This window comes from Streptomyces sp. NPDC014991 (assembly GCF_043080665.1).
Lineage (GTDB): Bacteria > Actinomycetota > Actinomycetes > Streptomycetales > Streptomycetaceae > Streptomyces.
The window spans coordinates 254,920-280,337 of record NZ_JBIBVY010000008.1; the positions used below are offsets into that span (position 1 = coordinate 254,920).

Annotated in this window: 19 protein-coding genes and 1 pseudogene; 11 read left to right on the forward strand and 9 right to left on the reverse strand. The window is 73.2% G+C overall.

Translation table 11 applies throughout. The features are described 5' to 3' along the window. Positions 1-165 precede the first annotated feature (165 nt). From ACF1BE_RS15865 to ACF1BE_RS15880, 4 genes are all read left to right on the forward strand, one after another. Positions 166-582: an SsgA family sporulation/cell division regulator gene (locus tag ACF1BE_RS15865; protein ID WP_392199601.1), complete on the forward strand. Its 417-nt coding sequence runs from the start codon at positions 166-168 to the stop codon at positions 580-582. Positions 583-894: 312 nt separating this feature from the next. Further along, entirely contained in the window at positions 895-2,520 is a 1,626-nt protein-coding gene (locus ACF1BE_RS15870; RefSeq protein WP_392199602.1) for an ABC-F family ATP-binding cassette domain-containing protein, read from the forward strand. A gap of 146 nt (positions 2,521-2,666) precedes the next feature. Beyond that, positions 2,667-3,443 carry a dimethylargininase gene (ddaH, locus tag ACF1BE_RS15875; protein ID WP_392199603.1) on the forward strand — a complete coding sequence of 259 codons (777 nt, stop codon included), beginning with the start codon at positions 2,667-2,669 and terminating at the stop codon, positions 3,441-3,443. Between the two features lie 206 nt (positions 3,444-3,649). After that, entirely contained in the window at positions 3,650-4,624 is a 975-nt protein-coding gene (locus ACF1BE_RS15880) for an acyl-ACP desaturase (protein WP_392199604.1), read from the forward strand. 52 nt (positions 4,625-4,676) lie between these two features. Here the strand turns inward: ACF1BE_RS15880 and ACF1BE_RS15885 are convergent, their stop codons facing one another. Further along, a complete protein-coding gene (locus ACF1BE_RS15885) occupies positions 4,677-4,922 on the reverse strand; it encodes a WhiB family transcriptional regulator (RefSeq protein WP_356820306.1) in 246 nt (81 codons plus the stop codon). A gap of 310 nt (positions 4,923-5,232) precedes the next feature. Between ACF1BE_RS15885 and ACF1BE_RS15890 the strand changes: the two genes are divergently transcribed. Continuing rightward, entirely contained in the window at positions 5,233-6,024 is a 792-nt protein-coding gene (locus ACF1BE_RS15890) for a VOC family protein (RefSeq protein ID WP_392199605.1), read from the forward strand. Positions 6,025-6,085: 61 nt separating this feature from the next. On the opposite strand, the gene ACF1BE_RS15895 is transcribed toward ACF1BE_RS15890, so the two are convergent. Then, complete coding sequence (locus tag ACF1BE_RS15895) at positions 6,086-7,180, reverse strand: LacI family DNA-binding transcriptional regulator (RefSeq protein ID WP_392199606.1); 1,095 nt, start codon at positions 7,178-7,180, stop codon at positions 6,086-6,088. A gap of 757 nt (positions 7,181-7,937) precedes the next feature. Further along, the gene (ligD, locus tag ACF1BE_RS15900; protein ID WP_392199607.1) at positions 7,938-8,957 is read right to left on the reverse strand and encodes a non-homologous end-joining DNA ligase; all 1,020 of its coding nucleotides are present in this window, start codon (positions 8,955-8,957) and stop codon (positions 7,938-7,940) included. Between the two features lie 74 nt (positions 8,958-9,031). Here ligD and ACF1BE_RS15905 point away from each other — a divergent pair, with 74 nt between their 5' ends. Further along, a complete protein-coding gene (locus ACF1BE_RS15905) occupies positions 9,032-10,108 on the forward strand; it encodes an ATP-dependent DNA ligase (protein ID WP_392199608.1) in 1,077 nt (358 codons plus the stop codon). Position 10,109: 1 nt separating this feature from the next. Here ACF1BE_RS15905 and ACF1BE_RS15910 read toward each other — a convergent pair whose 3' ends face one another. Next, positions 10,110-11,300, reverse strand: coding sequence for a zinc-dependent alcohol dehydrogenase (locus ACF1BE_RS15910; protein WP_392199609.1), 1,191 nt, complete (start codon positions 11,298-11,300; stop codon positions 10,110-10,112). Positions 11,301-11,507: 207 nt separating this feature from the next. Between ACF1BE_RS15910 and ACF1BE_RS15915 the strand changes: the two genes are divergently transcribed. Together ACF1BE_RS15915 and ACF1BE_RS15920 are read left to right on the forward strand one after the other, a co-directional pair. Next, positions 11,508-12,452 carry a DUF3048 domain-containing protein gene (locus tag ACF1BE_RS15915; RefSeq protein ID WP_392199610.1) on the forward strand — a complete coding sequence of 315 codons (945 nt, stop codon included), beginning with the start codon at positions 11,508-11,510 and terminating at the stop codon, positions 12,450-12,452. A 209-nt stretch (positions 12,453-12,661) separates the two neighbouring features. Further along, positions 12,662-12,895 (forward strand): annotated as a pseudogene (locus ACF1BE_RS15920) (4-carboxymuconolactone decarboxylase); the annotation flags it as partial. Positions 12,896-13,008: 113 nt separating this feature from the next. Here the strand turns inward: ACF1BE_RS15920 and ACF1BE_RS15925 are convergent. Beyond that, on the reverse strand, positions 13,009-15,690 hold the full coding sequence (locus ACF1BE_RS15925) for an ATP-binding protein (protein WP_392199611.1): 2,682 nt from the start codon (positions 15,688-15,690) through the stop codon (positions 13,009-13,011). A gap of 302 nt (positions 15,691-15,992) precedes the next feature. Here ACF1BE_RS15925 and ACF1BE_RS15930 point away from each other — a divergent pair, with 302 nt between their 5' ends. Further along, positions 15,993-17,039 carry a DUF2510 domain-containing protein gene (locus ACF1BE_RS15930; RefSeq protein ID WP_392199612.1) on the forward strand — a complete coding sequence of 349 codons (1,047 nt, stop codon included), beginning with the start codon at positions 15,993-15,995 and terminating at the stop codon, positions 17,037-17,039. Positions 17,040-17,175: 136 nt separating this feature from the next. On the opposite strand, the gene ACF1BE_RS15935 is transcribed toward ACF1BE_RS15930, so the two are convergent. Further along, positions 17,176-17,790, reverse strand: a complete 615-nt coding sequence (locus ACF1BE_RS15935) for a TetR/AcrR family transcriptional regulator C-terminal ligand-binding domain-containing protein (protein ID WP_392199613.1) — start codon at positions 17,788-17,790, stop codon at positions 17,176-17,178. 247 nt (positions 17,791-18,037) lie between these two features. Here ACF1BE_RS15935 and ACF1BE_RS15940 point away from each other — a divergent pair, with 247 nt between their 5' ends. Together ACF1BE_RS15940 and ACF1BE_RS15945 are read left to right on the forward strand one after the other, a co-directional pair. After that, complete coding sequence (locus ACF1BE_RS15940) at positions 18,038-18,838, forward strand: phosphatase PAP2 family protein (protein WP_392199614.1); 801 nt, start codon at positions 18,038-18,040, stop codon at positions 18,836-18,838. Continuing rightward, a complete protein-coding gene (locus ACF1BE_RS15945) occupies positions 18,835-19,863 on the forward strand; it encodes a hypothetical protein (RefSeq protein WP_392199615.1) in 1,029 nt (342 codons plus the stop codon). Before ACF1BE_RS15940 ends, ACF1BE_RS15945 begins: the two co-directional genes overlap by 4 nt. An 86-nt stretch (positions 19,864-19,949) precedes the next feature. Here ACF1BE_RS15945 and ACF1BE_RS15950 read toward each other — a convergent pair whose 3' ends face one another. The 3 genes from ACF1BE_RS15950 to ACF1BE_RS15960 form a co-directional block, all read right to left on the reverse strand. Further along, on the reverse strand, positions 19,950-20,795 hold the full coding sequence (locus ACF1BE_RS15950; protein ID WP_392199616.1) for a phospholipid scramblase-related protein: 846 nt from the start codon (positions 20,793-20,795) through the stop codon (positions 19,950-19,952). 66 nt (positions 20,796-20,861) lie between these two features. After that, on the reverse strand, positions 20,862-22,910 hold the full coding sequence (locus ACF1BE_RS15955) for a phosphocholine-specific phospholipase C (RefSeq protein ID WP_392199617.1): 2,049 nt from the start codon (positions 22,908-22,910) through the stop codon (positions 20,862-20,864). A 326-nt stretch (positions 22,911-23,236) separates the two neighbouring features. Further along, positions 23,237-25,414 (reverse strand): discoidin domain-containing protein, encoded by a 2,178-nt coding sequence (locus ACF1BE_RS15960; RefSeq protein ID WP_392199618.1) that lies wholly within the window; start codon positions 25,412-25,414, stop codon positions 23,237-23,239. Positions 25,415-25,418: the final 4 nt, after the last annotated feature.

A 25,418-nucleotide genomic window follows, 5' to 3' on the forward strand; every position in this document is an offset into this window, starting at 1 on the left:
CGGCACCGGAAGTGATCGTGAACACCTGGCCGGTCCCGGTGCATGAAAGGCGGTGACCGAGGTCACTCGTCTCCCGTGTGCACGCAACGGCCGTTTCCTTCGTCTCTTGCGGTGCCGGGTGTCACACGTCCGGAGGCAGTCCAGCCGTCACGAGGGAGCAAGGCGTTGTCCACCGTCATCGAGCAGCTCGTAGAGGCCCGCCTCGTCGCCGCCGCACCGCGCATGCCGAGCATCCCCGCCACGCTGCGCTACGACCGGCGTGACCCGTTCGCCGTCCGCATGACGTTCCCCGCCCCGGCGACGCTGGAGGGCGTCGAGGTGTGCTGGACGTTCTCCCGGGAGCTGCTGGCAGCCGGGCTGGCGGGACCGGAGGGCCATGGCGACGTCCGGGTGCGGCCGTACGGGTACGACCGTACGGTGCTGGAGTTCCACGCCCCCGAGGGCACCGCGATCGTCCACGTGCGCTCCGGTGAGATCCGGCGTTTCCTGGAGGCGGCCGACGCCCTGGTGCCCGTCGGCCGTGAGCACCTCCAGTTCGACCTGGACCACGACCTGGCCGAGCTGATGCGGGACGCCTGCTAGCGCGGGCTCCGCGCGCCACGCGCGCGTTGCCGGGGCGGCGCGGTAATTCCCGTTGACAGCTCTCCGGGCCCCCTCCTACGGTGTGAGCGGTTCTGTTGCCGTCGATAGGAGAAGGACGTTGCTCGTCTGAGGTCCTGAGACACCGTGTCGCACCGGTTGAGGTGTGCGCGGCGTACGACCTCGGCGTCCGAGCCGTCCGTCCCTGGCACAGGCCTTCTCTCGTGGCCTCCTGCGTTCCCAGGCCCTTCGGTTTCCGCCTCACGGTGTCTCGACACGTGTCCGCCCGACCGTTCGCACCGTAACGAGGCGCCCATGTCTGCTTCCCTCACCTGTACGTCCCTGTCCTTCGCCTGGCCCGACGGCACCGCCGTCCTCGACGGCCTCGACCTCGCCTTCGGCCCCGGCCGGACCGGGCTCGTCGGCGTCAACGGATCAGGGAAGTCCACCCTGCTGAAACTGCTGGCCGGCGAACTGACCCCGGCCGCAGGCACCGTCAAGGCGGCCGGCGAGATCGGCTACCTGCCGCAGAACGTCACCCTGGACACCACGCTCCGCGTCGACCGGGCCCTCGGCATCGCCGGCCGGCGCGCCGCGCTGCACGCCATCGAGGCGGGCGACGTCGCCGAGGAGCACTTCGAGACCCTCGGCGACGACTGGGACGTCGAGGAGCGCGCCCTGGCCGCCCTCGGCGAACTCGGCCTCGGCCACATCGGGCTGGACCGGACCGTCGGCGAGGTGTCCGGCGGCGAGTCGGTGCTGCTGCGGCTCGCCGCGCTGCTGCTGCGCCGCCCGGACGTCCTGCTGCTGGACGAGCCCACCAACAACCTCGACCTGTACGCGCGCCGCCGGCTGTACCAGGCCGTCGCCTCCTGGCCCGGGGTGCTGGTCGTGGTCAGCCACGACCGGGAGCTGCTCGACCTGGTCGACCAGATCGCGGAGCTGCGCTCCGGAGAGGTCACCTGGTACGGCGGCAACTTCTCGGCCTACGAGGAGGCGCTGGCCGTCGAGCAGGAGGCGGCCGAAAGGATGATGCGCGTCGCCGAGGCCGATGTGCGCAAGCAGCGGCGCGAACTGTCCGACGCCCAGGTCAAGCTGGCCCGGCGCAAGCGCTACGGGCAGAAGATGTGGGACTCCAAGCGCGAACCGAAGATCGTCATGGGTGCGCGCAAGCGCGCCGCCCAGGAGTCCGCGGGCAAGCACCGCATGCTGCACGAGGACCGGCTCGCCGGGGCCCGGGAACGCCTGGACGAGGCGGCGGAGGCCGTACGGGACGACGACGAGATCCGCGTCGATCTGCCCCGCACGGCCGTGCCGCCCGGGCGGCAGGTGCTCACCCTGGAGGACCTGCGCATGGTCCACCAGGCGCGCGTGGAGGGCCTGCTCGACCTGCGCGGCCCGGAGCGGATCGCGCTCGTCGGCCGCAACGGCTCCGGCAAGACGACGCTGCTGCGGACCGTCGCCGGGGAGCTGGCGCCGGTGGCCGGCACGGCGACGGCGCACGTACCGCTGCGGTTCCTGCCCCAGCGGCTGGACGTGCTGGACGACGGCCTGACGGTGGCCGAGAACGTGGCCCGGTTCGCGCCGGACGCCACCGGCAACCGGATCCGCGCGCGTCTCGCCCGCTTCCTGTTCCGGGGCGCGCGGGCCGACCAGAAGGCGGGCACCCTTTCGGGCGGCGAGCGGTTCCGGGCGGCGCTGGCCGCGTTGATGCTCGCCGAACCCGCACCCCAGCTGCTGCTGCTCGACGAGCCGACCAACAACCTCGACCTGGCCAGCGTCCGGCAGCTGACCTCGGCCCTGGAGTCGTACGAGGGCGCGCTGATCGTGGCCGGCCACGACCTGCCGTTCCTGGAGTCGATCGGGATCACGCGGTGGCTGCTGATGGAGGGAGGACAGCTGCGGGAGACGACACCCGAGGCGCTCGGCGACCCGGCCTGACCGGCCCGGACGGTGAACCCGGAACGGCCACGGCCCGGCAGCGAGGGTTTTGAGCCGGCCGTGGCGCCCTGCATGATGGCGGACCGGTGCCGTCTCACCGGCACCGGAGAACCGCATCGTCGACCGCCAGACCCGAAAGGCCCGTCGTGCCCAGCAAGAAGGCTCTCGTCCGCCGCCCCAGCCCCCGCCTCGCCGAAGGCCTGGTGACGCACGTCGAGCGGGAGAAGGTCGACGTGGGGCTGGCCACCGAGCAGTGGGAGGCCTACGTCGAGGCACTCGGTGCGAACGGCTGGGAGACGATCGAGGTGGAACCGGCCGACGACTGCCCCGACTCGGTGTTCGTCGAGGACACCGTGGTCATGTACCGGAACGTGGCGTTGATCACCCGGCCCGGTGCCGCGTCCCGGCAGGCGGAGACCGCCGGCGTCGAGGAGGTGGTGGCCCGCCTCGGCTGCTCGGTGAACTGGATCTGGGACCCGGGCACGCTGGACGGCGGTGACGTCCTGAAGGTCGGCGACACGGTGTACGTGGGCCGGGGCGGGCGGACCAACGCGGCCGGCGTGCAGCAGGTGCGGGCGGCCTTCGAGCCGCTGGGCGCCCGGGTGGTGGCCGTACCCGTGAGCAAGGTGCTGCACCTGAAGTCGGCCGTGACCGCGCTGCCCGACGGCACGGTGATCGGGCACATCCCGAAGGTCGACCGGCCGTCGCTGTTCCCGGGTTTCCTGTCGGTGCCCGAGGAGGCCGGCGCGCACGTGGTGCTGCTCGGCGGCGGGAAGCTGCTCATGGCGGCGAGCGCCCCGCGGACGGCGGAGCTGCTGACCGACCTCGGCCACGACGTGGTCACGGTGGACATCAGCGAGTTCGAGAAGCTGGAGGGATGTGTGACCTGCCTCTCGGTGCGCATGCGGGAGCTGTACGCCTGACCGGGTACCCGTCCCTGCGGCGGGTTCGGGACCTGCGGGTCCCGGGGCCGCCGCGCAAGGGCCGCACCCGACGGCTGATCAGCGGTTCCTTTACGGCATTCTTAACCTACGGCTTCGTAACCTACGGGTTCGTAGCCTACGATTTCGTAGGATCCCGGCACCGCTCGCCGGTCCCCTCCCCTGTTCGGCGTCCCCCTGGAGTTCCCGTGACGATCACCTCCCCCCATCTCGGCAGCCCGTCCGCCTGGACCGACGCGCGGCTGCTCCACGCGCTGGAGGAAGTGGTCGAGACCGAACTGAACCGGCACCTGAAGGTCGCCAAGGACTGGATGCCGCACGAGTACGTGCCGTGGACCGACGGACGGAACTTCCCGGGCCTCTTCGAGGACGGGGAGGCCTGGCGGAAGGACCAGTCCAAGGTCACGGAGATCGGCCGGATCGCCCTCGTCGTGAACCTGCTGACCGAGGACAACCTGCCCAGCTACCACCACGAGATCGCCTCGCTGTTCGGCCGCGACGGCGCCTGGGGCACCTGGGTGCACCGCTGGACGGCCGAGGAGGGCCGCCACGGCATCGTGATGCGCGACTACCTGCTCACCTCGCGCGCCGTCGACCCGGACAAGCTGGAACAGTTCCGCATGTCCCACATGAGCGAGGGCTTCGAGTCCGACAACCGGCACTCGATGCTGCACTCGATCGCCTACGTCGCCTTCCAGGAGCTGGCCACCCGGATCTCGCACCGCAACACCGGCCACCAGTCCGGCGACCCGGTCTGCGACCGCATGCTGGCCCGGATCGCGACCGACGAGAACCTGCACATGGTCTTCTACCGCAACCTGCTGAAGGCCGCGTTCGAGCTGGCGCCCGACCTGACCATGCAGGCGGTCCGGGACGTGGTCGTGAACTTCCGCATGCCCGGCCATGGCATCCCCGGCTTCGAGCGGGCCGCCGCGCAGATGGCGATCGGCGAGGTCTACAACCTGCGCATCCACCACGACGACGTGATCCAGCCGGTGCTGCGCTTCCTGAGAGTCCTGGAGATCGACGGCCTCGGCCCCGAGGGACTCCAGGCGCAGGAGGAACTGGGCCTGTTCCTGGGCGGGCTGGACACGGAGGCCTCGAAGTTCGACGAGAAGCTCGCCGCGCGCAAGGCCCGGATGGCGGCGCGCGCCGCAGGCTGACGGCCCGCGGGGGGGGCGGGTGGGCCGGCCGGACGAGGGGCCCGGGGCGGCGTCAGCGGGCGGTGCGTCTCAGGGCGAGGCGTTCCTTCTCCGACAGACCGCCCCAGACGCCGAACCGCTCGTCGTTGGCCAGCGCGTAGTCCAGGCAGGCGGGGCGCAGCTCGCACATGGCGCAGATGCGCTTGGCGTCGCGCACCGAGCTGCCGGGCTCGGGGAAGAAGAAGTCCGGCCCCGTCTGCGCGCACAGGGCCTGCGCCTGCCAGGTGTCGTCGGCCGGGGTGATGGTTTCGGAGTGCATGCCCAGGAGCGTGCCGTACGCCGAAAAACGTTCGATCAACGCCGGCTCAACGGCGTCCCCGGCCGCGCGGTGCGCCCGTCGCCGCTCCCGTCGCGGTCGCCGCTACCTTCGCCCCGGTGCCGCTCCCGTCCCCCCGATGCTGCTCCCTCCGGCCCGGCGCGCGCACGGCGGCGCGCGGAACCGGTGGGGAAACCGGCGGCGTGAGGGCGGACGGCGGCCCGGCGCGGCGTGGTGCTCCGGCGGCGCTTGTCAGTGGGCGGTGCCAGACTCGGCAGTGCACAGGACGGGACCCCCTTCGAGGAGGGCACGAATGCTCACCACCCGTTTCGTCACCGGCGCGCCGAACTGGGTCGACGTCGGCACCCCCGACATCGACGGCGCCACCTCCTTCTACGGCGCTCTCCTCGGCTGGCGGTTCCGGTCGGCGGGAGGGGAAGCCGGCGGTTACGGCTTCTTCCAGCGGGACGGAAAGACCGTCGCGGGCGGCATGCAGACCGGTCCGGAGCAGGGCCCGCCGGCCTGGACGGTGTACTTCCGCAGCGAGGACGCGCAGGCCACCGCCGAGGCGGCCGAACAGGCCCACGGTGGCGTCCTGGTCCGGCCGACCGACGTGATGGGCCAGGGCCGCATGGCGATCCTCGCCGACCAGGCGGGCGTGCCGTTCGGCATCTGGCAGCCCGGGCGGACGGAGGGCGTGGACGCGGCGAACGAGCCGGGCGCGCTGTGCTGGGTCGAGCTGTACACCCGGGACGTCGCGGCCGCGGCGGCCTTCTACCACCAGGTGCTCGGCCTGGAGACCTCCGCCGTGCCCTTCCCGGGCGGGACGTACACCTGCGTCAATCCGGCCGGGGCCGGGGAGGACGCGATGTTCGGCGGGGTGGTGCCGCTGGCCGACGCCCCTGGCGAGGCGGAGGACGGCCCGCACTGGCTGCCGTACTTCGAGGTGACGGACCCCGACGCAGTGGCCGGCCAGGCGGAGCGGCTCGGCGGGAAGGTGCGGATGCCGCCGACGACGGTGGACGGCGTGGGCCGCATGACCAAACTCGCCGACCCGTACGGCGCCCGCTTCGCCGTGATCAGAAGCGCTCCCCCACAGGGCTGATGCCCCGCCGCCGGGCCCGACCGTGCTCCGCCGGGCCCAGGCGTGCCGGGCCGGCTCCGGGTCACGCCGAAGCGCGGCGTATCAGGGTGGTCGGGAGGATGACTCCCGCCGGGGTGGCGTCCCGGGCGCCCGCGGGGGGCTGCGGGTGGTCCTCCGTCGCCGGGTCGCCGCGGTCGCCGGTCAGGCCCTGCAGCAGGAGGCGGGCCATCAGGCGGCCCATCTCCTCGATGTCCTGGCGGACGGTCGTCAGCGGCGGGTCGGCCTGCTCGGCCACCGGCATGACGTCGTCGAAACCGACCACCGCCACGTCCTCGGGCACGCGCCGGCCGCTCTCCCGCAGCACCCGCAGGGCACCGAGCGCGGAGAGGTCGTTGGCGGCGAACACGGCGTCCACGTCCGGGCGGCGGCCCAGAAGTTCACGCATCGCGCGTTCCCCGCCGGCCGGGGTGAAGTCGCTCTCCACGACCAGCGAGGGATCGTTCCCGCCCGGGACGTCGGCCATGACGTCCCGGTAGCCGTCGAAGCGGTCCGCCGCCGAGGTCTGGTCCAGCGCGCCGGTGATGTGCGCGATGCGCCGGCGGCCGAGGCCGACGAGGTGCCGTACGGCCGTGCGGGCCCCGCCGCGGTTGTCGCAGTCGACGTACACGACGCCCGGGTCCTGCGCCCGGCTGTTCTCGCCCCAGTGGGGCCGGCCACCGAACACGGTGGGCACGCCGGCGTCGCGGATGAGGCCGGGCAGCGGGTCGTCCAGGTGGAGGGAGAAGACGAGCGCGCCGTCGACATGGCCGCCGGCCAGGTACCGGGCCATGCGCGCGTGATCGGCGCGGCCCTCGGTGAGCAGCAGCACGAGCTGGTTGTCGTGGGCGGTCAGTTCCTTGCTGATGCCACGCAGCTGGAGGGCGAAGAAGGGGTCGGCGAAGACCCGGGCCTCGGGTTCGGCGATGATGACGGCGACGGCGTCGTGCCGCCGGGTGACGAGGCTGCGCGCCGCCTGGTTGGGGACGTAGCCCAGCTCCTCCACGACCCGCCTCACCCGCTCGGCCAGCGACTTGCGGACCCCGTCCCCGCCGTTGACCACCCGGGACACGGTGGCCCGGGAGACGCCGGCCCGCGCGGCCACGGCCTCCAGCGTGGGGCGCGACACTGCCTCGGTCACTTCGGGACTCCTCATCGGCGGTTGCCGATCAGGATAGCCGCGGGGCGCCGGACCGGCCGGTGCCGGCAGCGGCTCAGCCGAACGGGTCGACGGGCGTTCCACACCCCGGCGTGGCGCCTCACGCGTGGCCCACCGGGCGAGGGCGAGATGCGGCCAGGGCGGCCCGACGGGCACGTGCATGGTGCCCTGCCCGACCGGTGTCCGGCCGCGGGGTGCGTTGCGCGCACGATGTCGGTGAGGGTGGCGTCGGCGGTCGTCCGCGCCGGACCGGGCGCCACCGGCACGCCGATCCGCGCGATCGGTCCACGACGGTGAGTGCCGCGTGCAGCAGGTCGGGGCCGGTTGCGCCGCTCGCCGGACTCGTCGGTGCCGAGGCTCCCGAGGTGCTGCCCGGTGCGGGTGTGCTGGGGCCGGCAGCGGCGCGCGGGAGCGGGTCGCGGGCAGCCCGACGCCGGCCGCCTCGGCCACCGCACGGTCCGACCGCCGGACGACGTCCCACCTGCACCGGCCTGGCGCACGGTACTGGCCGCCGCCCTCGGCACCGCGCTGCCGGGCCCGGCCGGAGAATGGGTCCTCGGCATCGTCGGCGCCGGCCCCGGCCCCGGCCGGACACGAGGTCCTCGGCATCGTCGGAGCCGGCGCCCGGGCCGAGTCGACGCCGCGCGGACCGAGAGGCGAGCACCGGCCGCGGGACCTCGTCGTCCACGGCACCGGCCCCCGGACACCGGGCCGGCCCGGCGGAACATCCGCTCCCCCGTCAGGACGTCGGCTCGTGGCGGGCCCGGCTCGGCTGGACGCGTTTCGGTTCGCCGGGCATCTTCGGGTACTCCGGCGGGTACGGCAGATCCCCCAGACCGTGGTCGTGTTCGTCGCGGCGGGCGAGGTCGAGCAGCGCGTCCAGGGAGTAGGCGTGGTCGTCCATGCCGGCGTGGACGTCGCCCACCTCGGCGAACCGGGCCGGCATGGTGGCGAGATCGAAGTCGCGGGGGTGGGCGACGCCGACCTCCTCCCAGCGCAGGGGCGCGGAGACGGGGGCGTGCGGGCGGGGGCGTACCGAGTAGGCGGAGGCGATGGTGCGGTCGCGGGCCGTCTGGTTGTAGTCCAGGAAGATCCGGCGTCCGCGCTCCTCCTTCCACCACCTGATGGTCACCTGGTCGGGCATCCGGCGTTCCATCTCCCGGCCGACCGCGATCGCCGCGCGGCGCACCTGGGTGAAGGTCCAGCGGGGTTCGATGGGCACGAAGACGTGCAGGCCCCGGCCGCCGGAGGTCTTCGGCCAGCCCCGCAGCCCGCCGAACTCCTCCAGGACGGCACGCAGTTCGTGGGCGGCGCGGACCGCGTCGTCGTAGTCGGTGCCGGGCTGCGGGTCGAGGTCGATGCGGAGTTCGTCGGGGTGGTCGACGTCGGTGGCGCGCACCGGCCAGGGGTGGAAGGTGAGGGTGCCGTACTGGGCGGCCCACACCACGGCGGCCTCCTCGGTCGGGCACATCTCGTCGGCACTGCGCCCGCTGGGGAAGGTGATGTGGGCGGTCGGGATCCAGTCGGGCATGCCCTTGGGGGCGCGCTTCTGGTAGAACCACTCCCCGCCCACGCCGTCCGGATAACGCTCCAGGGTGGTGGGGCGGTTGCGCAGGGCGCGCAGGATGCCGGGGGCGACGGACGCGTAGTAGCGGGCGAGGTCCAGCTTCGTGAAGCCCCGCTCCGGGAAGAACACCTTGTCCGGGCTGGACAGCCGCACCGTCCGGCCGCCCACCTCGAGTTCCACCGCATCGCCCATGCGGCCACGGTAGGCGCACGCCGCGCGGCGCGCATACCGGGCGAAGCGGGACGTATGCGCGCAGAATCGGACCCATGGATCTGCCCGTCATGCCGCCCGTGAAGCCCATGCTCGCCAAGTCGGTGGCGAAGATCCCGCCGGGAATGCACTACGAGGCGAAGTGGGACGGGTTCCGCTCCGTCGTGTTCCGGGACGGCGCCGAGGTGGAGCTGGGCAGCCGTACCGGAAAGCCGTTGACCAGGTACTTCCCGGAGCTGGTCGCGGCGCTGAGGGAGCGGCTGCCCGAGCGGTGCGTGGTCGACGGAGAGATCGTGATCGCACGGAACGGCCGGCTGGACTTCGACGCGCTGACCGAGCGGATCCATCCGGCGGCCTCCCGGGTGCGGATGCTCGCGGAGCGGACGCCGGCGTCCTTCGTCGCCTTCGACCTGCTGGCCCTGGACGACCACGCCCTGCTGGACGTGGAACTGGCCGACCGCCGCGCCCTGCTGGACCGGGCGCTGGCCGGTGCGACCCCGCCGGTGCACGTGGCGCCGGCGACGACCGACATCGAGGTGGCCCGGCAGTGGTTCGAGCAGTTCGAGGGCGCCGGTCTCGACGGGGTCGTCGCCAAGCCGCTCACCCTGCGCTATCTCCAGGACGAGCGGGCCATGTTCAAGATCAAGCACGAGCGGACGGCGGACGTCGTGGTGGCCGGGTACCGCTTCCACAAGAGCGGTCCGGTGGTCGGCTCGCTGCTGCTCGGGCTGTACGACGACCGGGGCCGGCTCCAGCACGTGGGCGTGTCGGCCGCGTTCCCCATGCGTACCCGCGCGGAACTGGTCGAGGAGCTGGAGCCGTCGCGCATGGACGACGTGTCCGCGCACCCCTGGGCCGCCTGGGCGGACGAGGCCGCGCACGAGACGGCCCGGCTGCCGGGGGCGCCGAGCCGCTGGTCCGGCAAGAAGGACCTGTCGTGGGTGCCGCTGCGGCCGGACCGGGTGGCCGAGGTGGCGTACGACCACATGGAGAACGGGCAGCGGTTCCGGCACACGGCCCGGTTCCGCCGCTGGCGGCCGGACCGCACACCCGAGAGCTGCACCTACGCCCAGCTGGAGGAGCCGGTGCGCTACGACCTGGCGGAGATCCTCGGCGAGAAGGACCGCGGCTGAGCTACGGCTTCATGAGGATCTTGACGGCGCCGTCCTGCTTGCGCTGGAACATCTCGTACGCGTGCGGAGCCTCCGACAGTGGCACCCGGTGGGTGGCGAAGTCGTCCACGCCGAGCGGGTCCGCGTCCGTCAGGTAGGGCATGATCTGGTCGCTCCAGCGGCGGACGTTGGCCTGTCCCATGCGCAGCTGGATCTGCTTGTCGAAGAGGGTGAGCATCGGCATCGGGTCGGCCATGCCGCCGTAGACACCGCTGAGGGAGATGGTGCCGCCGCGGCGGACCAGGTCGATGGCCATGTAGAGGGCGCCGAGCCGGTCGATGCTGAAGCGCTCGGCGAACGGCGCGCTGATCTTGCGCGGCATGAGTGCGGTGGCCTGCTGGGCCAGTTTGGCGGCGGCGCTGCCGTGCGCCTCGGTGCCGACGGCGTCGATCACGGCGTCGGGACCCCGGCCGCCGGTCTCGTCCTGGATGGCGTGGACGAGCGCCTTCTCGTTGTCGAAGGCCCTGAGGTCGTACGTCTCCACGCCGCGCCGGTTCGCCCGGGCCAGGCGCTCGGACACGAGGTCGACGCCGAACACCCGCTCGGCGCCGCGTGCCTTGGCGATGCGGCAGGCCATGTCACCGATCGGGCCGAGGCCGAGGACCGCCAGGGTGCCGCCGGGCGGGACGGCGGCGTACTCGACGGCCTGCCAGGCGGTGGGCAGCACGTCGGAGAGGTAGACGAACCGGTCGTCCGACGGGCCCTCGGGCACCTTGATCGGCCCGAACTGCGCCTGCGGTACCCGCAGATACTCGGCCTGGCCGCCGGGGACGGCGCCGTACAGGCGGGTGTAGCCGAACAGGGGGGCGCCCATGCCCTCGCCGGTGACCTGGGTGGTCTCGCACTGGGTGGGCAGCCCGGTGTCGCACATGAAGCAGTGCCCGCAGGCGATCTGGAAGGGCACCACGACACGGTCGCCGGGCCGTAGGTCGGTGACCTCCGGACCCACCTCCTCGACGATGCCCATGGGTTCGTGGCCGAGGATGTCCCCCGGGGTCATGAACGGCGTCAGCACCTCGTACAGGTGCAGGTCCGAGCCGCACAGTCCGGTCGACGTGACCCGGATGACGGCGTCCGTCGGTTCCTCGATCCTCGGGTCGGGAACGTCCTCGACCCGTACGTCCCGCTTGCCCTGCCAGGTGACTGCCTTCATGCCGTCGCACTCCCTTGGTCGCGTGTGGCCACGTCCTGCGTCCCGTGTGCGGTGGCGGCCGGGTACCCACCGCCGCGGCCACCGAATCCCGGACCGTTCCCGTGGGCAACCAGGTATGGCCGGCTGTGAACTGATGAGCGCACAATCGGACAAGACGGACGGGGGTGGCCCACGGTGGACACGAGGGGCAGGGCGCGCCGGCGGCGCGTGGCACCGACGGTGGCGCTGCTGGCCGTCGCGCTGTCGGCCTCGCTCGCGGCGGGCTGCACCGGCCACGGCCGGGACGACGACCACCGCGCCCCGCACCGCACCCCGGCGCCGACCGCGCCGACCGCGGCTGGTTCCCCCCTCGCCGTGAAGATCGACAACGTGCCCGCGGCCCGCCCGCAGACCGGGCTGGAGGCGGCGGACGTGGTGTACGTGGAGCAGGTGGAGGGCGGCCTGAGCCGGCTGATGGCGGTCTACGCGACCCGGCTCCCGCGGACCGTCGGCCCCGTGCGCAGCGCCCGCGAGAGCGATCTGGAGCTGCTGCGCCAGTTCCGCATGCCGGTCCTCGCCTTCTCCGGGGCCCAGCACAGACTGCTGCCGCTGATCGACCGGGCGCCGTTGCGGGCCGAGCCACCCGACGAGGCCCCCGGCGCCTACCGCCGCGACACCGGCAGGGCCGCCCCGCACAACCTCTATCTCCGCCCGGCCGCCCTGCTGCCCTCCGCTCCCGGCGGGACGGCCCTGACCACGGGTTTCCGCTACGGTCCGGCCCCCTCCGGCGGCACCTCCGCGTCCTCACGGACCGTGCGCTACCCGGCCGCCCGCTTCACCTTCACCTGGTCGGCCGGGCGCGGGGGCTGGGTGGTGGCGATGGACGGCACCCCCACGGACACGGCCGGCCGCGGCGGGCCCGCGCCGGCCACGGTCGTCGTGCAGCACGTGCGGATCCGCACCTCGCGCTACCACGACGCGCTCGGCAACCACACGCCGTACACCCGGACGGTGGGTTCCGGACGGGCGGAGGTGCTGCGGGACGGGCGGTCCTTCGACGCCCTCTGGTCGCGGCCGACGGCGGCGGCCGGTACGACCTTCACGGCTCCGGACGGCAGCCGGCTGGACTTCGCCCCCGGGCAGGTGTGGGTGGTGTTCGTACCGGCGGCGTGAGGGCGCGGGGGCACGAAGGCCCGGTGGCGCGCGGCGCCCTCGGCGAGAGGGCCCGGCAGCGTGAGGGGCCGGCAGGCCGGCGGCGGGAGAGTGCGGTCAGCCCTGGGCGCAAGGACATCCTGGACACGGCGACCGTGCTGGTCGCCGTACGCAGCCTGGAGCCGGTCCTCGCCGACCTCGCCCGCACGAGCGGAAGCTCGCCGCCCACCGCGACACGCCGATGCTGCGACGCGTTCGCCGCGCTCGATCTGCGCGACCGGCTCGCCGGCCTCACGGTACCGGCCCTCCTCGTGGCCGGCCGGCAGGACCCGGCCACACCGCCCGCGCACCTGCGGGAGGCGATGCTGGTGGAGCTGCCCGGGGCCGCCCACCTCGCACCGGCGCAGTGCCCCCGGGCCGTGCTGACCGCGCTGCGCACGCAGCTCGACGGGCGGACGGGGCGGGCCGGACTGCAGGCGCACGGGCCGAGCGGTGGCGTCACCCGACGGCTGTCGTGCCCACCGCAGCGCTCGGCGTCAACCCGGTAACCGCTGTGGCGGGTGAGTCGGTCGTCGGGTCACCGGAGTCCGGGTGCCGATCCCAGGGCGTCGCGGGCCTGGGTCGTCAGACCCTCCGCGCCGCAGGCTCGGGCGAGGACCAGGCCCCGGTCGAGTTCCGCGGCCGAGCCGGTCGCGATGCCGTACTCGATCCGCGCCGCCGCGTGCTCGTACTGGGAGGGTGAGGCCTCCAGGTAGGTGACGGCCCGGGCGGCGAGCCGTACCGCCTCCGGGCCCGTCGCCAGGGCGGCGGCGCAGCGCAGGGCCTCGCCGATCGCGGTGTCGGTGCCGAACCGCTCGGCCTGCCGGCGGGCGTCGGCCGCGAGCAGGGCGGCCCGGGCCGGGTCCTGACGGGCGAGGGCCTTGGCGAGGTCGATGGACCAGGGCGCGAGGACGGGGTTGTGGCCGCCGCGGGAGGCGGCGGTCTTCTCGGCGGCCTCCAGTTCGTTGACGCCGTCCTCGGTGCGGCCGACGGCGAGCAGCAGCCGGCCGCGCACGGACCGGATGTCGGGCAGCACGATCGTGGACGGGTACGGCGGCGCGAAGCCGTACTGTTCGGCGACCGACCAGGCCTCCGCGACGCGGCCCCGGGCCAGCAGGGTGTCGACCAGCCCGCAGACGGCCGACCAGTACAGCGGCAGGCGCCGGCCGACGCGTTCGGCCAGGGCCAGGGCCTCGCGCAGGACGGACTCGGCGTCGCGCAGTCTGCCCTGTCTGCGGTAGGCGAGCCCGAGGAAGGCGTTGGCCAGGGAGAGGTGGCCGCCGCGCCAGCCGGCCGTGGTGTAGACACGCCGGGCCTCGGTGAACAGGCTCTCGGCGCGGTCCAGCCGGTCGGCGTAGGCGTACGCGCTGCCGAGCATCATCAGCAGCTCCATGCCCCACGCGGGGTCGGTCCAGCCGAGGCCGGGCGCGAGGCGGCCGTTGACGAGGGCGCGGTCGCACAGGGCGACGACCTCGTCCGCGCTCTCGCCGTGGGTCATCGCGTCGAAGCCGCGCACGATCAGCAGGGCGCGTTCGGCGTTGTCGCGGCCGGTGCAGGTGGCGGCCAGCTCGGCGAGGCGCCGGGAGCGGGCCGGGGAGACGGTCTCGCCGTGGATGCCCTCCCACATGAACTGGAAGGCCTGGAGCCGCATCCGGACGGGGCCCGCGTCGTGCCCGGCGGCCTCGGCCTCGACCGTGCGGACGGCCTCCTCCAGCTGGTCGTTGTGGAGCAGCGCCTGGGAGAGGCGGACGACGGCGTCGACCCGCTCGGTCGCGTCCAGGCCGCGCATGCCGAGCGCGCTCCGGAGATGGCCGATGGTGACGGCGGGGTTGGTCAGGAGGGTGGCGCAGCCCAGCTCGTACAGGACCTGCGCGTGGACCTCGGGCAGGGGCGGCTCCCGCAGGGCGCGTTCGAGGCAGCGGCGGGCCGCGTCGGGGGCGCCGACGGCGAGGTGTTCGCGGGCGGCGTCGCGCAGCTGCTGGACGAGTTCCTCGTCGTCGTCCGGGTGCACCTTCAGCAGGTGCCGGGCGGCCTCGGCGGCGCCGCGGCCCAGCTCGGTGATGATCTGGGCGGCGACCCCGTGCATGGCGGTGCACACGCCGGGCGGGATGGAGTGGTAGACGGCGGAGGCGATGAGCGGGTGGACGAACTCCAGCTCGCCTTCGGCGTGTTCGGTGCCGCCGGCCGGGTCGGGCGGGGTGAGGATGCGGGCGTTGCAGAGCAGTCCGGCGCTGTGACGGGCGACGTCGTCGTTCATGGTGGCGAGGCGGGCGACCATGTCGACGGTGATGCCGGTGCCGAGGATGGCGGCGGCCCAGGCGAACCGGGTGGCCTCCAGGCCGAGGTTCTTGAGCCGGTCGACGAGTCCGCCGCCGCGGGCGCCGCGGTTGAGGGCGCGCAGTTCCCCGGCCTGCGCCTCGACCGGCTCGAGTTCGCTGTCCCGCACCTTGGCGAGGAGTTCGACGGTGTCGTAGGGGTTGCCGCCGGTGACGGCCCAGACCTCGCGGCAGAACGCGTCGTCGGCCTGCCGGCCGAGGGTGGCGCGGGTGAGGCCCGCGGTGGCGTCCGGAGTGAGGCTTCTGAGGTTGCTGACGGGGCGGCCCGCGGCGGCCACCGCGTCGAGATGGCGGGCGCTGTCCCCGCCGGCCTCGTCCGGGCGGCGGGCGACCACGACGAGGACGGACAGGTCGTCCAGGCGCTCGGCGAACTCGGCGAGCCAGCGCAGGGTCTCCTGGTCGGCCCAGTGGGCGTCGTCGAGGAGCAGCACGAGCGGCCACTCGCGGCGGGCCAGCCGGCGTACCGCCGCGACGAGTCCGTCGCAGACGTACTGCGGGTCTGCGTTGCCCTCCTGCGGGTCGGCTATGCCGAGGGCGGGGCCGGCGATGTCGTACCAGTCGCCGAGGTATTCGCGGGCCTCCTCGGGCAGCAGGGCCAGCAGTGCGGGCTGGAGCAACTGCCGTACCACGTTGAACGGTACGGACTTCAGGGTCTCGGCGCCGCGCGCGGACCAGACCGTGCAGCCGCGGCGCTCGGCGATGCGGCGGGTCTCGGCCAGCAGCGCGGTCTTCCCCAGTCCCGCGTCGCCCCGGAACACCAGCAGGCCGCCCGCGGACCGCTGGTCGGCACAGAGTACGTCGAGCGCCTGTACGACGGTGGCGATCTCGGTATCGCGCTCCCACAGGGGAGCCGAGCCGGCCGCCGACGGCCGTCCCTCCGTCATCCGTTACCTCCCCAGGCCGTCCGAACGACGTACGGAGCACGAGCGTAGCCGTCCGGCGGGGCCTGTGGTGGCCGGTCCCGTCAGGTGTTGCCCCGCCGGGTGAACGGGAGCGCGAACCGGCGACGCACACCGCGCCCGACCCGTGGACGGGACGTCGGCGCGGGGCTCCGGAAGGTGCTGGGAAGACGCGGAAGCGGTGGGACGGGACGGGCCGCGGACAAATCCTGGGCGGAATGCGCCTTCATGGGATCGGCAGCGGATCCTCTCATCCCGCTTTCACCGTTGCCTCATACGGTGGGGACATGACGCAGGTGACTCCTCCCGGGTGGTATCCCGACCCCGGGCAGACGCATGACGGTCCGCCCACCGAGCGCTGGTGGGACGGCAAGGCCTGGACGGACCGGACCCGCCCCGCCGGCACGGCCGCCTCGTGGGGTCCCCCGCCGCGACCGGCGGACGGCGGCCCGCCGACGGCCCACCCCGGACAGCCGGCCGGTCCGACGGCCGCGATGCCGGTGGGGTACGGCGCGCATCCGGGATATCCGGCGTATCCCGCCCAGCCGCCGGCCGGGTCCCGGACCGGTCTGCGCACGGGCATAGCCGTCGCGGTGACGGCCGCGGTACTGGTGAGCATCGGTGTCGGCGTGTACGCCCTCGCCGGACACGACGGAGACGGTGACCGCGCGGGCTCGCGGCGGGGCCCGGTCGGCGGGCAGGACGGCGGCCCGGGCGGTTCCGGTGGGACCGGCGGTTCCGGTGGACCGGGGGGCTCCGGCGGGGCCTCGCCGTCGCCGGGGCAGTCCGGGGCGCCGAAGGTACAGGGCGGCGGTACGGTGTCCGACCCGGTCACCGGGATCAGCCTGCCGGTTCCGAAGGGCTGGAGTGGGCAGACGATCCCCGCCGGCGTGCAGGTGACCTCCGACGACTCCTACAAGTGCCCGGGAGACGCCACCAGGACGTGCACCGCGGGCGGCGCCTACACGGCCCCGGCGGTGGGGCTGGGCATCCGGGCCGACACGGCCAGGAAGGTCGCCGAGGCGGACATCGCGGCCAACGCCGAGGCTTCGTACGGCGGCACCAGCTACGGCAGCATCACCTCGCACAAGGTGCTGGCCTCCGAGGCGGTGACGGTCGCCGGACAGAAGGGCTACCTGGTCCGCTGGAAGGCGGTCACCAGCAAGGGCGCCGACGGCTATGTCGAGTCGGTCGCCTTCCCCTCGCCCGACGCCCCCCGCCGGTTCATGGTGGTGCGCTTCGGCGTGGACGTCGGCCGGCAGGTGTCCGTGGTCGACGAGATCGTCAAGGGCATCACGGTCTCGTCCGGCACCGGGAACGGCCAGGACGTCTGAGCCCCGGATCGGCCGGGTGGGATTCCTCTCCGCTCAAGAGGAGTCCCACCCGGCCGGGGGTGCGCGCCGCCCCCGTCCCCACGGTGCGGCGCGGTCAGGTCACCGTTCAGTCATCCCGTGAACGGCGGCCTGGGTCTCAGGTCAGTCCCAGCGCGGGCAGCACGGCGGCCTCCACGAAACCGGCGAGGTAGTCGGAGTCGGCGTACTGGCCGCAGAGCACCGGCCGCACCCGCAGGACGCCGAACATCATGGTGGGCACGTAGGCCAGCGCCGGATTTCCCGCGGGGACCTCGCCCCGGGCCACGCCCCGGGCCAGCATCTCCTCCAGCGCGGCGATCTCCGGCAGGACCAGCGCCTCACGCAGCGCCTGGGCCAGTTCCTGGTCCGCCGTCACCGCGTGCCCCAGGGCCTGGAGCAGCCGGGTGTCCTTGCCGGACCAGTCGCCCGCGGCCCGCGCGGCCCGGCGCAGGTCCTCGACGAGCGATCCCGTGTCGATGCCGGCGAAACGCACCCGGCGGTTGGCGCGCAGCGCCGCCGCCACGAACTGCGGTTTGGTCTTCCACTGGCGGTAGAGCGTGGACTTGCTGCACCGGGTGCTGGCGGCGACGCCCTCCATGGTGACGGAGTCGTAGCCGCACTCGCGGATCTGTTCCAGCACGGCGTCGAAGAACTCCCGCTCACGCTCCGGCGTGATCTTGGAGCGGCGCGAGGCGACGACCGTCTCCGGTTCGTCCGCGGCCTGCGACGTCATGCGCTGCTTCCCCTCACTCGTGTACGGCCCGTCCGGCTGCGCGGCCCACTGCGGCGGAGCCGGGCGTCCGGGCCTGTCTCCAGTGTGTCGCACCTCAATCGATACGTCAGTGTACCGGTACCCAAGCGTATCGGTACACTGGCGTATCGGTACGGAAACGTATCGATCAGTTACGGGTACGGCAGCGCCCGACACCGGGACACGCACGCACCACCACACGCACCACCGTCAGCGAAGGGGCCGGGGGATGAATGCCCGAACCGAGCCTGCGGGGGCGAAAGCGGAGCCGGACACCACGGCACGCCCGCCCCTGATACGTGAGTTCCTGCTGGTCGCCGGGCTCTTCCTGGTCTACAAGCTCGGCCGGCAGCTGGCCACCGGCCACACCGCCGAGGCCTTGCGCAACGCCCGTGGCGTGTGGCACCTGGAGCGGGCCGCGCACCTCCCCCACGAGAACGCCGTGCAGTCCGCGCTGCTGCACGGCGACACCCTCGTCCACCTGGCGAACACCTACTACGCGACCGTCCACTTCCCGGCCACGCTCGCCTTCCTGGTCTGGCTCTACGTGCGGCGGCCCGCGCACTACGTCTGGGCCCGCCGGGTCCTCGCCGTCGTCACCACGGCCGCCCTGGTGCTGCCGTTCACCTTCCCGCTGGCCCCGCCCCGGATGCTGACCGGCACCGGCCTGGTGGACACGGCGCGGATCTACGGGCCGTCCGTGTACGGCCCGCCGTCCAGCGACCACCTGTCCAACCAGTTCGCGGCCATGCCCTCGCTGCACTTCGGCTGGGCGCTCATGGTGGCGGTCGGCCTGATCGCCGCCACCCGCTCCCGGTGGCGCGCCCTCTGGCTGCTGCACCCGGCGCTCACCCTGCTGGTGATCACCGGCACGGCGAACCACTACTGGCTCGACGCCCTCGTCGCCACGGCCATGCTCGGCGTGGCCCTCGCGGTCATCCATCCGCCGCGGCACACGGCCACCACGGCCGGGCGCGGCGCCGGCCGGCTCGCCGCGCCGGAGCCCGTCCTGGCGGGAGCGGCCCGATGAGCGCCGCCGAGGTGACCGCCCTGGCCCTGTCCCTGGTGTCGGCCGTCGCCTACGCGCTGGCCGCCGTCGCCCAGGAACGCCTCGCCGCGCGCAGCGCCGGCACCGGCCTGCTGCGGCTGCTGGGCACCGGCGCCTGGTGGTCCGCGGTCGGCCTGAACGCCGTCGCCGCGCTGCTGCACGTCGTCGCCCTGAGGTACGGCCCGCTCACCGTCGTCCAGCCGCTGGGCGCGCTCACCCTGGTCGCGGCGGTGCCCCTGGGCGCGCGGGCGGCGGGCCGGCGGGTCAGCGCGGTGGAGTGGCGCGGTACGGCACTGACCCTGCTCGGACTCGGGGCCCTGCTCGTCGCCGCCTCCGGCCCCGCACCCGCCCGGGTGCTGTCGCTGTCCGAGGCGCTGGCGGTCGCCGGTGCGACGGCCGCGGCCATCGGGCTGCTGTCCCGGCCCGGCGCCCGGCCGGGCCTGCGGCACGCGACCGCCTCCGGCTTCGCCTCCGGTGTCGCCTCCGCGCTCACCCAGACGGTGACCGTCTCGGCAACGGACCGGTCCGGACCCGCGCTCGGCACCGGGGTGATCGTCGTGGCCGTGCTCGTCGCCGCGTTCGCCGTCGGCGGGCTGCTGCTGTCGCAGACGGCCTACCGCGGCGGCCTGGGGGCTCCGCTGGCCGTCGTCACCCTCGCCAACCCGGTGGCCGCCGCGGTGATCGGCCTCACTCTGCTGGGGCAGGGCCTGGAGGGCGGCGCCGGCGGGGTGCTGCTGGCCGTGGCGGGTGCGGCGCTGGCCGCGTCGGGCGTGGTGCTGCTGACGCGGGCGGCTCCCGCGCCCGGCCGCGCGGAGGAACGCGGACAGCACGACGGACGGCACGACGGACCGGAAGAACGCGACCGGCTCCAGGAGCACGACGGGCACGACCGGCACGACGAGCATCCGGTGGCGGCGGTGCTGGCCCTGGAGCCCGCGACGGCGACAGCCGAGCCGGTGCTGCTGCCACGGCGGACGGAGCAGCCGGGGCATCTCACGGCACTGTGATCGCGTACGGCGACGGCGGCCGGCGCGGGCGGAGGACATCCGCGCGCACCGGCCGCCGTCGGCAATACCTGGTCCCGTCCTGCCGGTCAGCCCCAGCCGCGCGAGTCCTGCTTCAGCGCGGTGTCCACCGTCAGCGCCGTGGCCACCACGAGGCTCAGCAGCGGCTCGGGGAGCTGGTAGTGGATCTGGAGGACGTAGTTGTCCGCGGTCGTGAACAGCGTCTTGGCGAGGCCTTCCCAGGTCTTGGTGATCCGGGCGACCTCGTTGTCCGCGTGGTCGACGATCGCGAAGTTCCAGGCCCGCCAGTTCTCCGCCTTGATCGCGCCGACCTGCTGGCCGTTCGCGGTCATCGCGAAGTTGATCTTCCCGATCATGTTCTTCTGGACGATCTCGCCGACCGGCGAGCCGTCCGGGCGGGTCACGACCACCCGGGACTTGAAGATCTTCGCGGGGCGGGTCAGCAGCAACTGCGGCTGGCCGTAGGCGTCGCGGATCTCCAGCCGGTGGGTCATGAACTGGTCGAGGCTGGAGACGAAGCGCAGGATCTTCTTCAGTACGCCCTGTCCCACCTGGGTGACGGACCCGAGCTGGCGGCCGTTCTGATCCATGACCGTGTACTCGTTGGTCAGCTCGATCAGCTTGGCCTTCTGGTTCACGACCAGGACGGGCTCGGTGAAGAGGGTGCCGCCGCCGGTGCCGCCGGCCGCGACACCGGCCTGCCGCTGCACCTGCCGCTGCACCTTGCTGTCGGCGGTCTGCTGCTGCGGGAAAGCGGCCTGCTGGGCCGGTGCCTGCTGCGGCGGAGCCTGCCCGGCCGGCTGAGCCGGGTTGGTGTGCTCGGTCCACTGCGCGCCGTCCCAGTAACGGAGCGTCTGGACCGCCCCGTGCGGATCCGGGTACCAGCCTGCCGGGGTGTTCGATTGCGTGGTCACCGGGGCACACTACCCTGATCTGACCGGTACCTGACCAGTCCGCACGGAGCGGTGTTCATCGCCCGTTCATCGCGCGCCGATGGCCGGGTCGCTGACGCCGGGCAGCCCGTTCTCGACATGGCCGGCGAAGCCGCGCAGGAAGACCGGGTCGGCGTCGGAGGTGACGGTCAGGTCGTACCAGCGCTCGCTCGCCGCCAGGCCGACGGTCTGCCGCACGGTCGCGCCGGGCCGCACGCCTATCACGACGGGGCTGCCGCCGTAGCCGTCGGTCAGTGTCAGCCTGACGGTGCCGGAGCCCCTGTTGGTGAAGGTGAGCTGGATGTCGTCGCCCGCGTGCCGGGCGGTGACCTCCGGGCCGGCGACCTTGTTGCGGCCCCTGAAGACGCGCAGGAAGCCGTTGGGGCCGTGCACGGCGAGGTCGTAGGTGCCGCCGGAGTAGGCGGAGTTCCAGGTGTCCGAGAGGCTCTTGCCGGCCTGGGTCGTGTACGTCCAGGGGCCGTCGGTGCGGTTGCCGGACGTGACCAGGAAGGCGGCGCCCGCCTGTGCCCCCGAGGCGAAGGTGAGCGTGAACTTGCCGGCCGCGGTGTCCGCGGAACCGTCCGTCGTGGGTGCGTACTTCAGCGGGCGGGTGGGCCGGCTGCCGGGCTCCTGCCCGGGCAGTGCGGGGTGGGCGGGCGGCTTGGGGACGTAGTCCGGGTGGCGGGTGCGGTCCGGCGGCAGGTAGCCGGCCGTGGAGGGCAGCGCGACCGGCGCGGTGTCCTTGCGGGAGAAGTCGAAGGCGCTGGTCAGATCGCCGCAGACGGCTCGCCGCCAGGGCGAGATGTTCGGTTCGCGCACACCGAAGCGGCGCTCGATGAACCGGATGACCGAGGTGTGGTCGAAGGTCTCGGAGCAGACGTAACCGCCCTTGCTCCAGGGGGAGACGACGATCATCGGCACCCGCTGCCCCAGCCCGTACGGCCCGGCGACATGGCTGCCGTCGCCCTTGAACAGGTCGGGCGCCGGGTCCACCGTCGACCGGCCCTGGGCGGCGGAGGCCGGCGGGTAGGGCGGGATCACGTGGTCGAAGAAGCCGTCGTTCTCGTCGTAGGTGAGGAAGAGCGCGGTCCTGCCCCACACCTCGGGGTTGGAGGTGAGCGCGTCCAGGACCTGGGAGACGTACCAGGCGCCGTAGTTGGCGGGCCAGTTGGGGTGTTCGGTGAAGGCCTCGGGGGCGACGATCCAGGAGACCTGGGGCAGCCGGTCCGCCTGGACGTCGGCCTTCAGCCGGTCGAAGAAGCCCTCGCCCTTGCGGGCGTCGGTGCCGGTGCGGGCCTTGTCGTACAGCGGGTCACCGGGCCGGGCGGCGCGGTACCGGTCGAAGTAGAGGAGCGAGTTGTCGCCGTAGTTGCCGCGGTAGGCGTCGCTGATCCAGCCCCAGGAGCCGGCCGCGTCCAGACCGTCACCGACGTCCTGGTAGATCTTCCAGGAGACCCCGGCCCGCTCCAGTCGCTCGGGGTACGTCGTCCAGCCGTAGCCCGCCTCCTCGTTGCCGAGGACCGGGCCGCCGCCCTCGCCGTCGTTTCCGGTGTAACCCGACCACAGGTAGTAGCGGTTGGGGTCGGTGGAACCGATCAGCGAGCAGTGGTAGGCGTCGCAGACGGTGAAGGCGTCCGCGAGGGCGTAGTGGAAGGGGATGTCGTCGCGGGTCAGGTACGCCATCGTCGTGGCGGACTTGGCCGGCACCCACTTGTCGTACCTGCCGCCGTTGAACGCGGCGTGTCCGTCGTTCCAGCCGTGCGGGAGGTCCTGGATGAAGGCCAGGCCCAGGTCGTCGGCGTCGGGGTGGAAGGGCAGGATGTCCTTGGTGCCGTCGGACTGCTTCCAGACGGACCTGCCGTTCTGGCTGACCGGACGGGGGTCGCCGAAGCCCCGGACTCCGCGCAGCGAGCCGAAGTAGTGGTCGAAGGAACGGTTCTCCTGCATCAGGACGACGATGTGCTCCACGTCGTCCACCGAGCCGGTGCGGTGGTGGGCGGGCAGGGCGGCCGCCCGCTGGATGCTGCCGGCCAGCGCCGTGAACGCCGTTGCGGCACCGGACACTTGGAGGAAGCGCCGCCGGTTGACTTCGGGCATGGGTGAGGGTCCTCTCGTCCTGACGTACGTCCGCGAACCCGTCAGTTGACGGAATGTGCGCGGAGCGAGTGTTCCAAGAGCAGCAAACGTCAGGGAAGTCCCCGGTGGCGCCCGCGTGAAAGTCGGCGGTACGGGCGGAGCCGGGGCGGGCGCGTGCGGCGCTGCCGATCAGGGAGCCCGGCGGCTGACCCTTCGGCACAGGGCGGGCTGCCGGTCGAAGCAGCGGGGCGGACGGGTGACGGTCCGCCCCGGTGCCTCGTCCCGCTCGGCCACGGTGGCCGTCCGGCACCTCGCGGCTGCCGGCCGTCACCTCGCTCCGGTGGGGATCACGATGTCAGGTACGCCTCCACCTCGCTGAACTGTCCGGCCGGCCATGCCGTGTTGGCGGTGACCGTCAGGCGCAGGTAGCGCAGGTCCGTACCGCTGGGCAGGGGGACGGTCACGGTGTTGCCGGTGGCCGGGTCGAAGCGGTAGGCGTGGGCGGCGGCCACGGTCGTGTAGCCGGAGCCGTCCGTGCTGCCCAGTACGGTGATCGTCTGGGTGCGTGCGCCCCAGGCCGGGGACGGCGGCAGTTTCAGCACGAGGCGGCGTACGGCGTACGGCGAGCCGAGGTCGGCCGTCCAGGACTGCGGGAAGGCGTTGTTGGCGGACTCCCAGTACGTGTTCGCGTCGCCGTCGGCCGCCTTGCCGGGCGAGTAGACGTCCTGGGAGCCGGTCGCTGTGGTCGGGCGGCCCTTGACGAGGTTGCGGTTCGGGTCGGGCTCGGGGTTGCCCTGGCCGGGCTGGGGCCAGGTGGAGCAGTCCGACCAGGTGGTGGACCAGCCGGAGTTGCCGCCGCCGTCGGTGAGCGCGAAGGAGCCGGAGTTCGCCGGGTAGGGGCAGTTGTAGACACCGGCCGCCCCGACCTGGGTGGCGGTGACGTTCTTGAAGCCGGCCGCGCCCTGCGCCTCGGCCTGGACCACGACCGTGCCGGTGTTCCGCACGGTCGCGCCGGTCACGTTGACGTTGCGGACCGGGTGGCCCTGACCGCCGCCGGAGACGAACTCGAAGGCGCTGTACGGGCTGTCGGTGATCGTCGTGTTGGTGATGTTCACGGTCGCGTTGATCGCGCTGTCGTAGGAGTCGACGCGCAGGGCGCCCATGGGGTGGTTCCAGTTGGGGTTCATGGCGCCGGTGCGCACGAGTGTGTTGCCGTCGACGGTGATCGTCCCGGCGAGCGGGCTGAACGGGTCCATGAACTTCTGGTTGGAGATCGCGATGCCGCTGCCGAGGGCGTTGGTGTCGGAGACCAGGTTGTTCCGCACGGCGATGTCGGTGCCGCCGTAGACGGCGATGCCGTTGGCGAGGTTGGGCTGCGAGATCGTGTTGTTGTCGAAGCTGGAGTCGGTGTCCGGGGCGTACAGGGACCACATGGCGAGGGCGTCGTCGCCCTGGTTGCGCAGGAAGTTGTTGCGGACCCGGACGCCCCTGGCGGTGCCGTTGAGGTTGAGGCCGTCGGCGGTGGTGTCGAGGATGCGGTTGTTCTCCACCACCAGGTTGTCGTTGTTGCCGGTCAGCCACAGGCCGACCTTCAGGTGCTGGATCCACATGCCGGACACGGAGGAGTTCGGGCCGAGGGAGCCGTTGACGAAGTTGTCGGGGCTGGAGTCGACGCGTTCGGTGACCTCGCCGATGACCGCGAAGTCCTTGATGCGGACGTTCCCCGAGGAGCCGGTCTGGTCGACGAAGTGGGAGGTGTGCACGACGGAGTGCCAGCTGCCGGCACCCTGGAGCGTCACGTTCTGTACGCCGTTCAGGGAGGACGTGAGGCGGTAGTCGCCCGGTGGGATCCACACCGTGCCGCCCTGGGCGGCGGCGATGGCGTCGCGGAACGCCTGGGTGGAGTCGCCGTTGCCGCCGGGGTCGGCGCCCTTGGAGACGACGGACACCGAGCCGGCGGGCTGGGTGGCGGCCGGAGCGACCTGCTCGAAGTCGGCGACGTCGACGGTCACCTGGGTGCCGGCCGGCTCGACGGCGATCTTGTCGCCGGCCTGGACGTTCTGCCCGAGCAGCAGCCGGGCGTTGTCGAAGAAGTGGTGCGTCCGGGCGCCGGCGATCCAGCCGGTGTCGATGTACGAGTACTTGGAGGTGACCGGGAGGGATCTGGCGAGTCGGGTGCCGTTGACGTACACGTTCAGTGTGCCGGACTGACCGTCGGGCACGTTGTAGGCGATGTTCAGCGCGTTGGACGCGCGGGGCACGGTGAACTCCACCCGCTGCCCGGCCGTCAGCCGCACGGCCTGCCGGCCGGAGGCCTCCGAGGCGAGGGTGCCCTGCGTGTGATCGGGGCCGGTCCGCGTGCCGGTGGTGGCCGCCGACTCGGCTTCCACGGAGGTGAAGGGGAGGGCGGCGCCCGCCGCCGCGTGGGCGGCCGGGGCGAGGGTGACGAGCATGCCGGCGGCGAGGGCGACGACCGCCCCGATGGCCGGCATGCGCCTGACGTGTCCGGCGGTGCTGCTGTCCATGTGC

Excerpts from the sequence above, each read along its gene's own strand:
- ACF1BE_RS15870 (WP_392199602.1), top strand. The coding sequence starts at position 895 with ATGTCTGCTTCCCTCACCTGTACGTCCCTGTCCTTCGCCTGGCCCGAC.
- ACF1BE_RS15885 (WP_356820306.1), bottom strand. The coding sequence starts at position 4,922 with ATGCACTCCGAAACCATCACCCCGGCCGACGACACCTGGCAGGCGCAG.
- ACF1BE_RS15890 (WP_392199605.1), top strand. The coding sequence starts at position 5,233 with ATGCTCACCACCCGTTTCGTCACCGGCGCGCCGAACTGGGTCGACGTC.
- ligD (WP_392199607.1), bottom strand. The coding sequence starts at position 8,957 with ATGGGCGATGCGGTGGAACTCGAGGTGGGCGGCCGGACGGTGCGGCTG.
- ACF1BE_RS15905 (WP_392199608.1), top strand. The coding sequence starts at position 9,032 with ATGGATCTGCCCGTCATGCCGCCCGTGAAGCCCATGCTCGCCAAGTCG.
- ACF1BE_RS15910 (WP_392199609.1), bottom strand. The coding sequence starts at position 11,300 with ATGAAGGCAGTCACCTGGCAGGGCAAGCGGGACGTACGGGTCGAGGAC.
- ACF1BE_RS15925 (WP_392199611.1), bottom strand. The coding sequence starts at position 15,690 with ATGACGGAGGGACGGCCGTCGGCGGCCGGCTCGGCTCCCCTGTGGGAG.
- ACF1BE_RS15930 (WP_392199612.1), top strand. The coding sequence starts at position 15,993 with ATGACGCAGGTGACTCCTCCCGGGTGGTATCCCGACCCCGGGCAGACG.
- ACF1BE_RS15935 (WP_392199613.1), bottom strand. The coding sequence starts at position 17,790 with ATGACGTCGCAGGCCGCGGACGAACCGGAGACGGTCGTCGCCTCGCGC.
- ACF1BE_RS15940 (WP_392199614.1), top strand. The coding sequence starts at position 18,038 with ATGAATGCCCGAACCGAGCCTGCGGGGGCGAAAGCGGAGCCGGACACC.
- ACF1BE_RS15945 (WP_392199615.1), top strand. The coding sequence starts at position 18,835 with ATGAGCGCCGCCGAGGTGACCGCCCTGGCCCTGTCCCTGGTGTCGGCC.
- ACF1BE_RS15955 (WP_392199617.1), bottom strand. The coding sequence starts at position 22,910 with ATGCCCGAAGTCAACCGGCGGCGCTTCCTCCAAGTGTCCGGTGCCGCA.
- ACF1BE_RS15960 (WP_392199618.1), bottom strand. The coding sequence starts at position 25,414 with ATGGACAGCAGCACCGCCGGACACGTCAGGCGCATGCCGGCCATCGGG.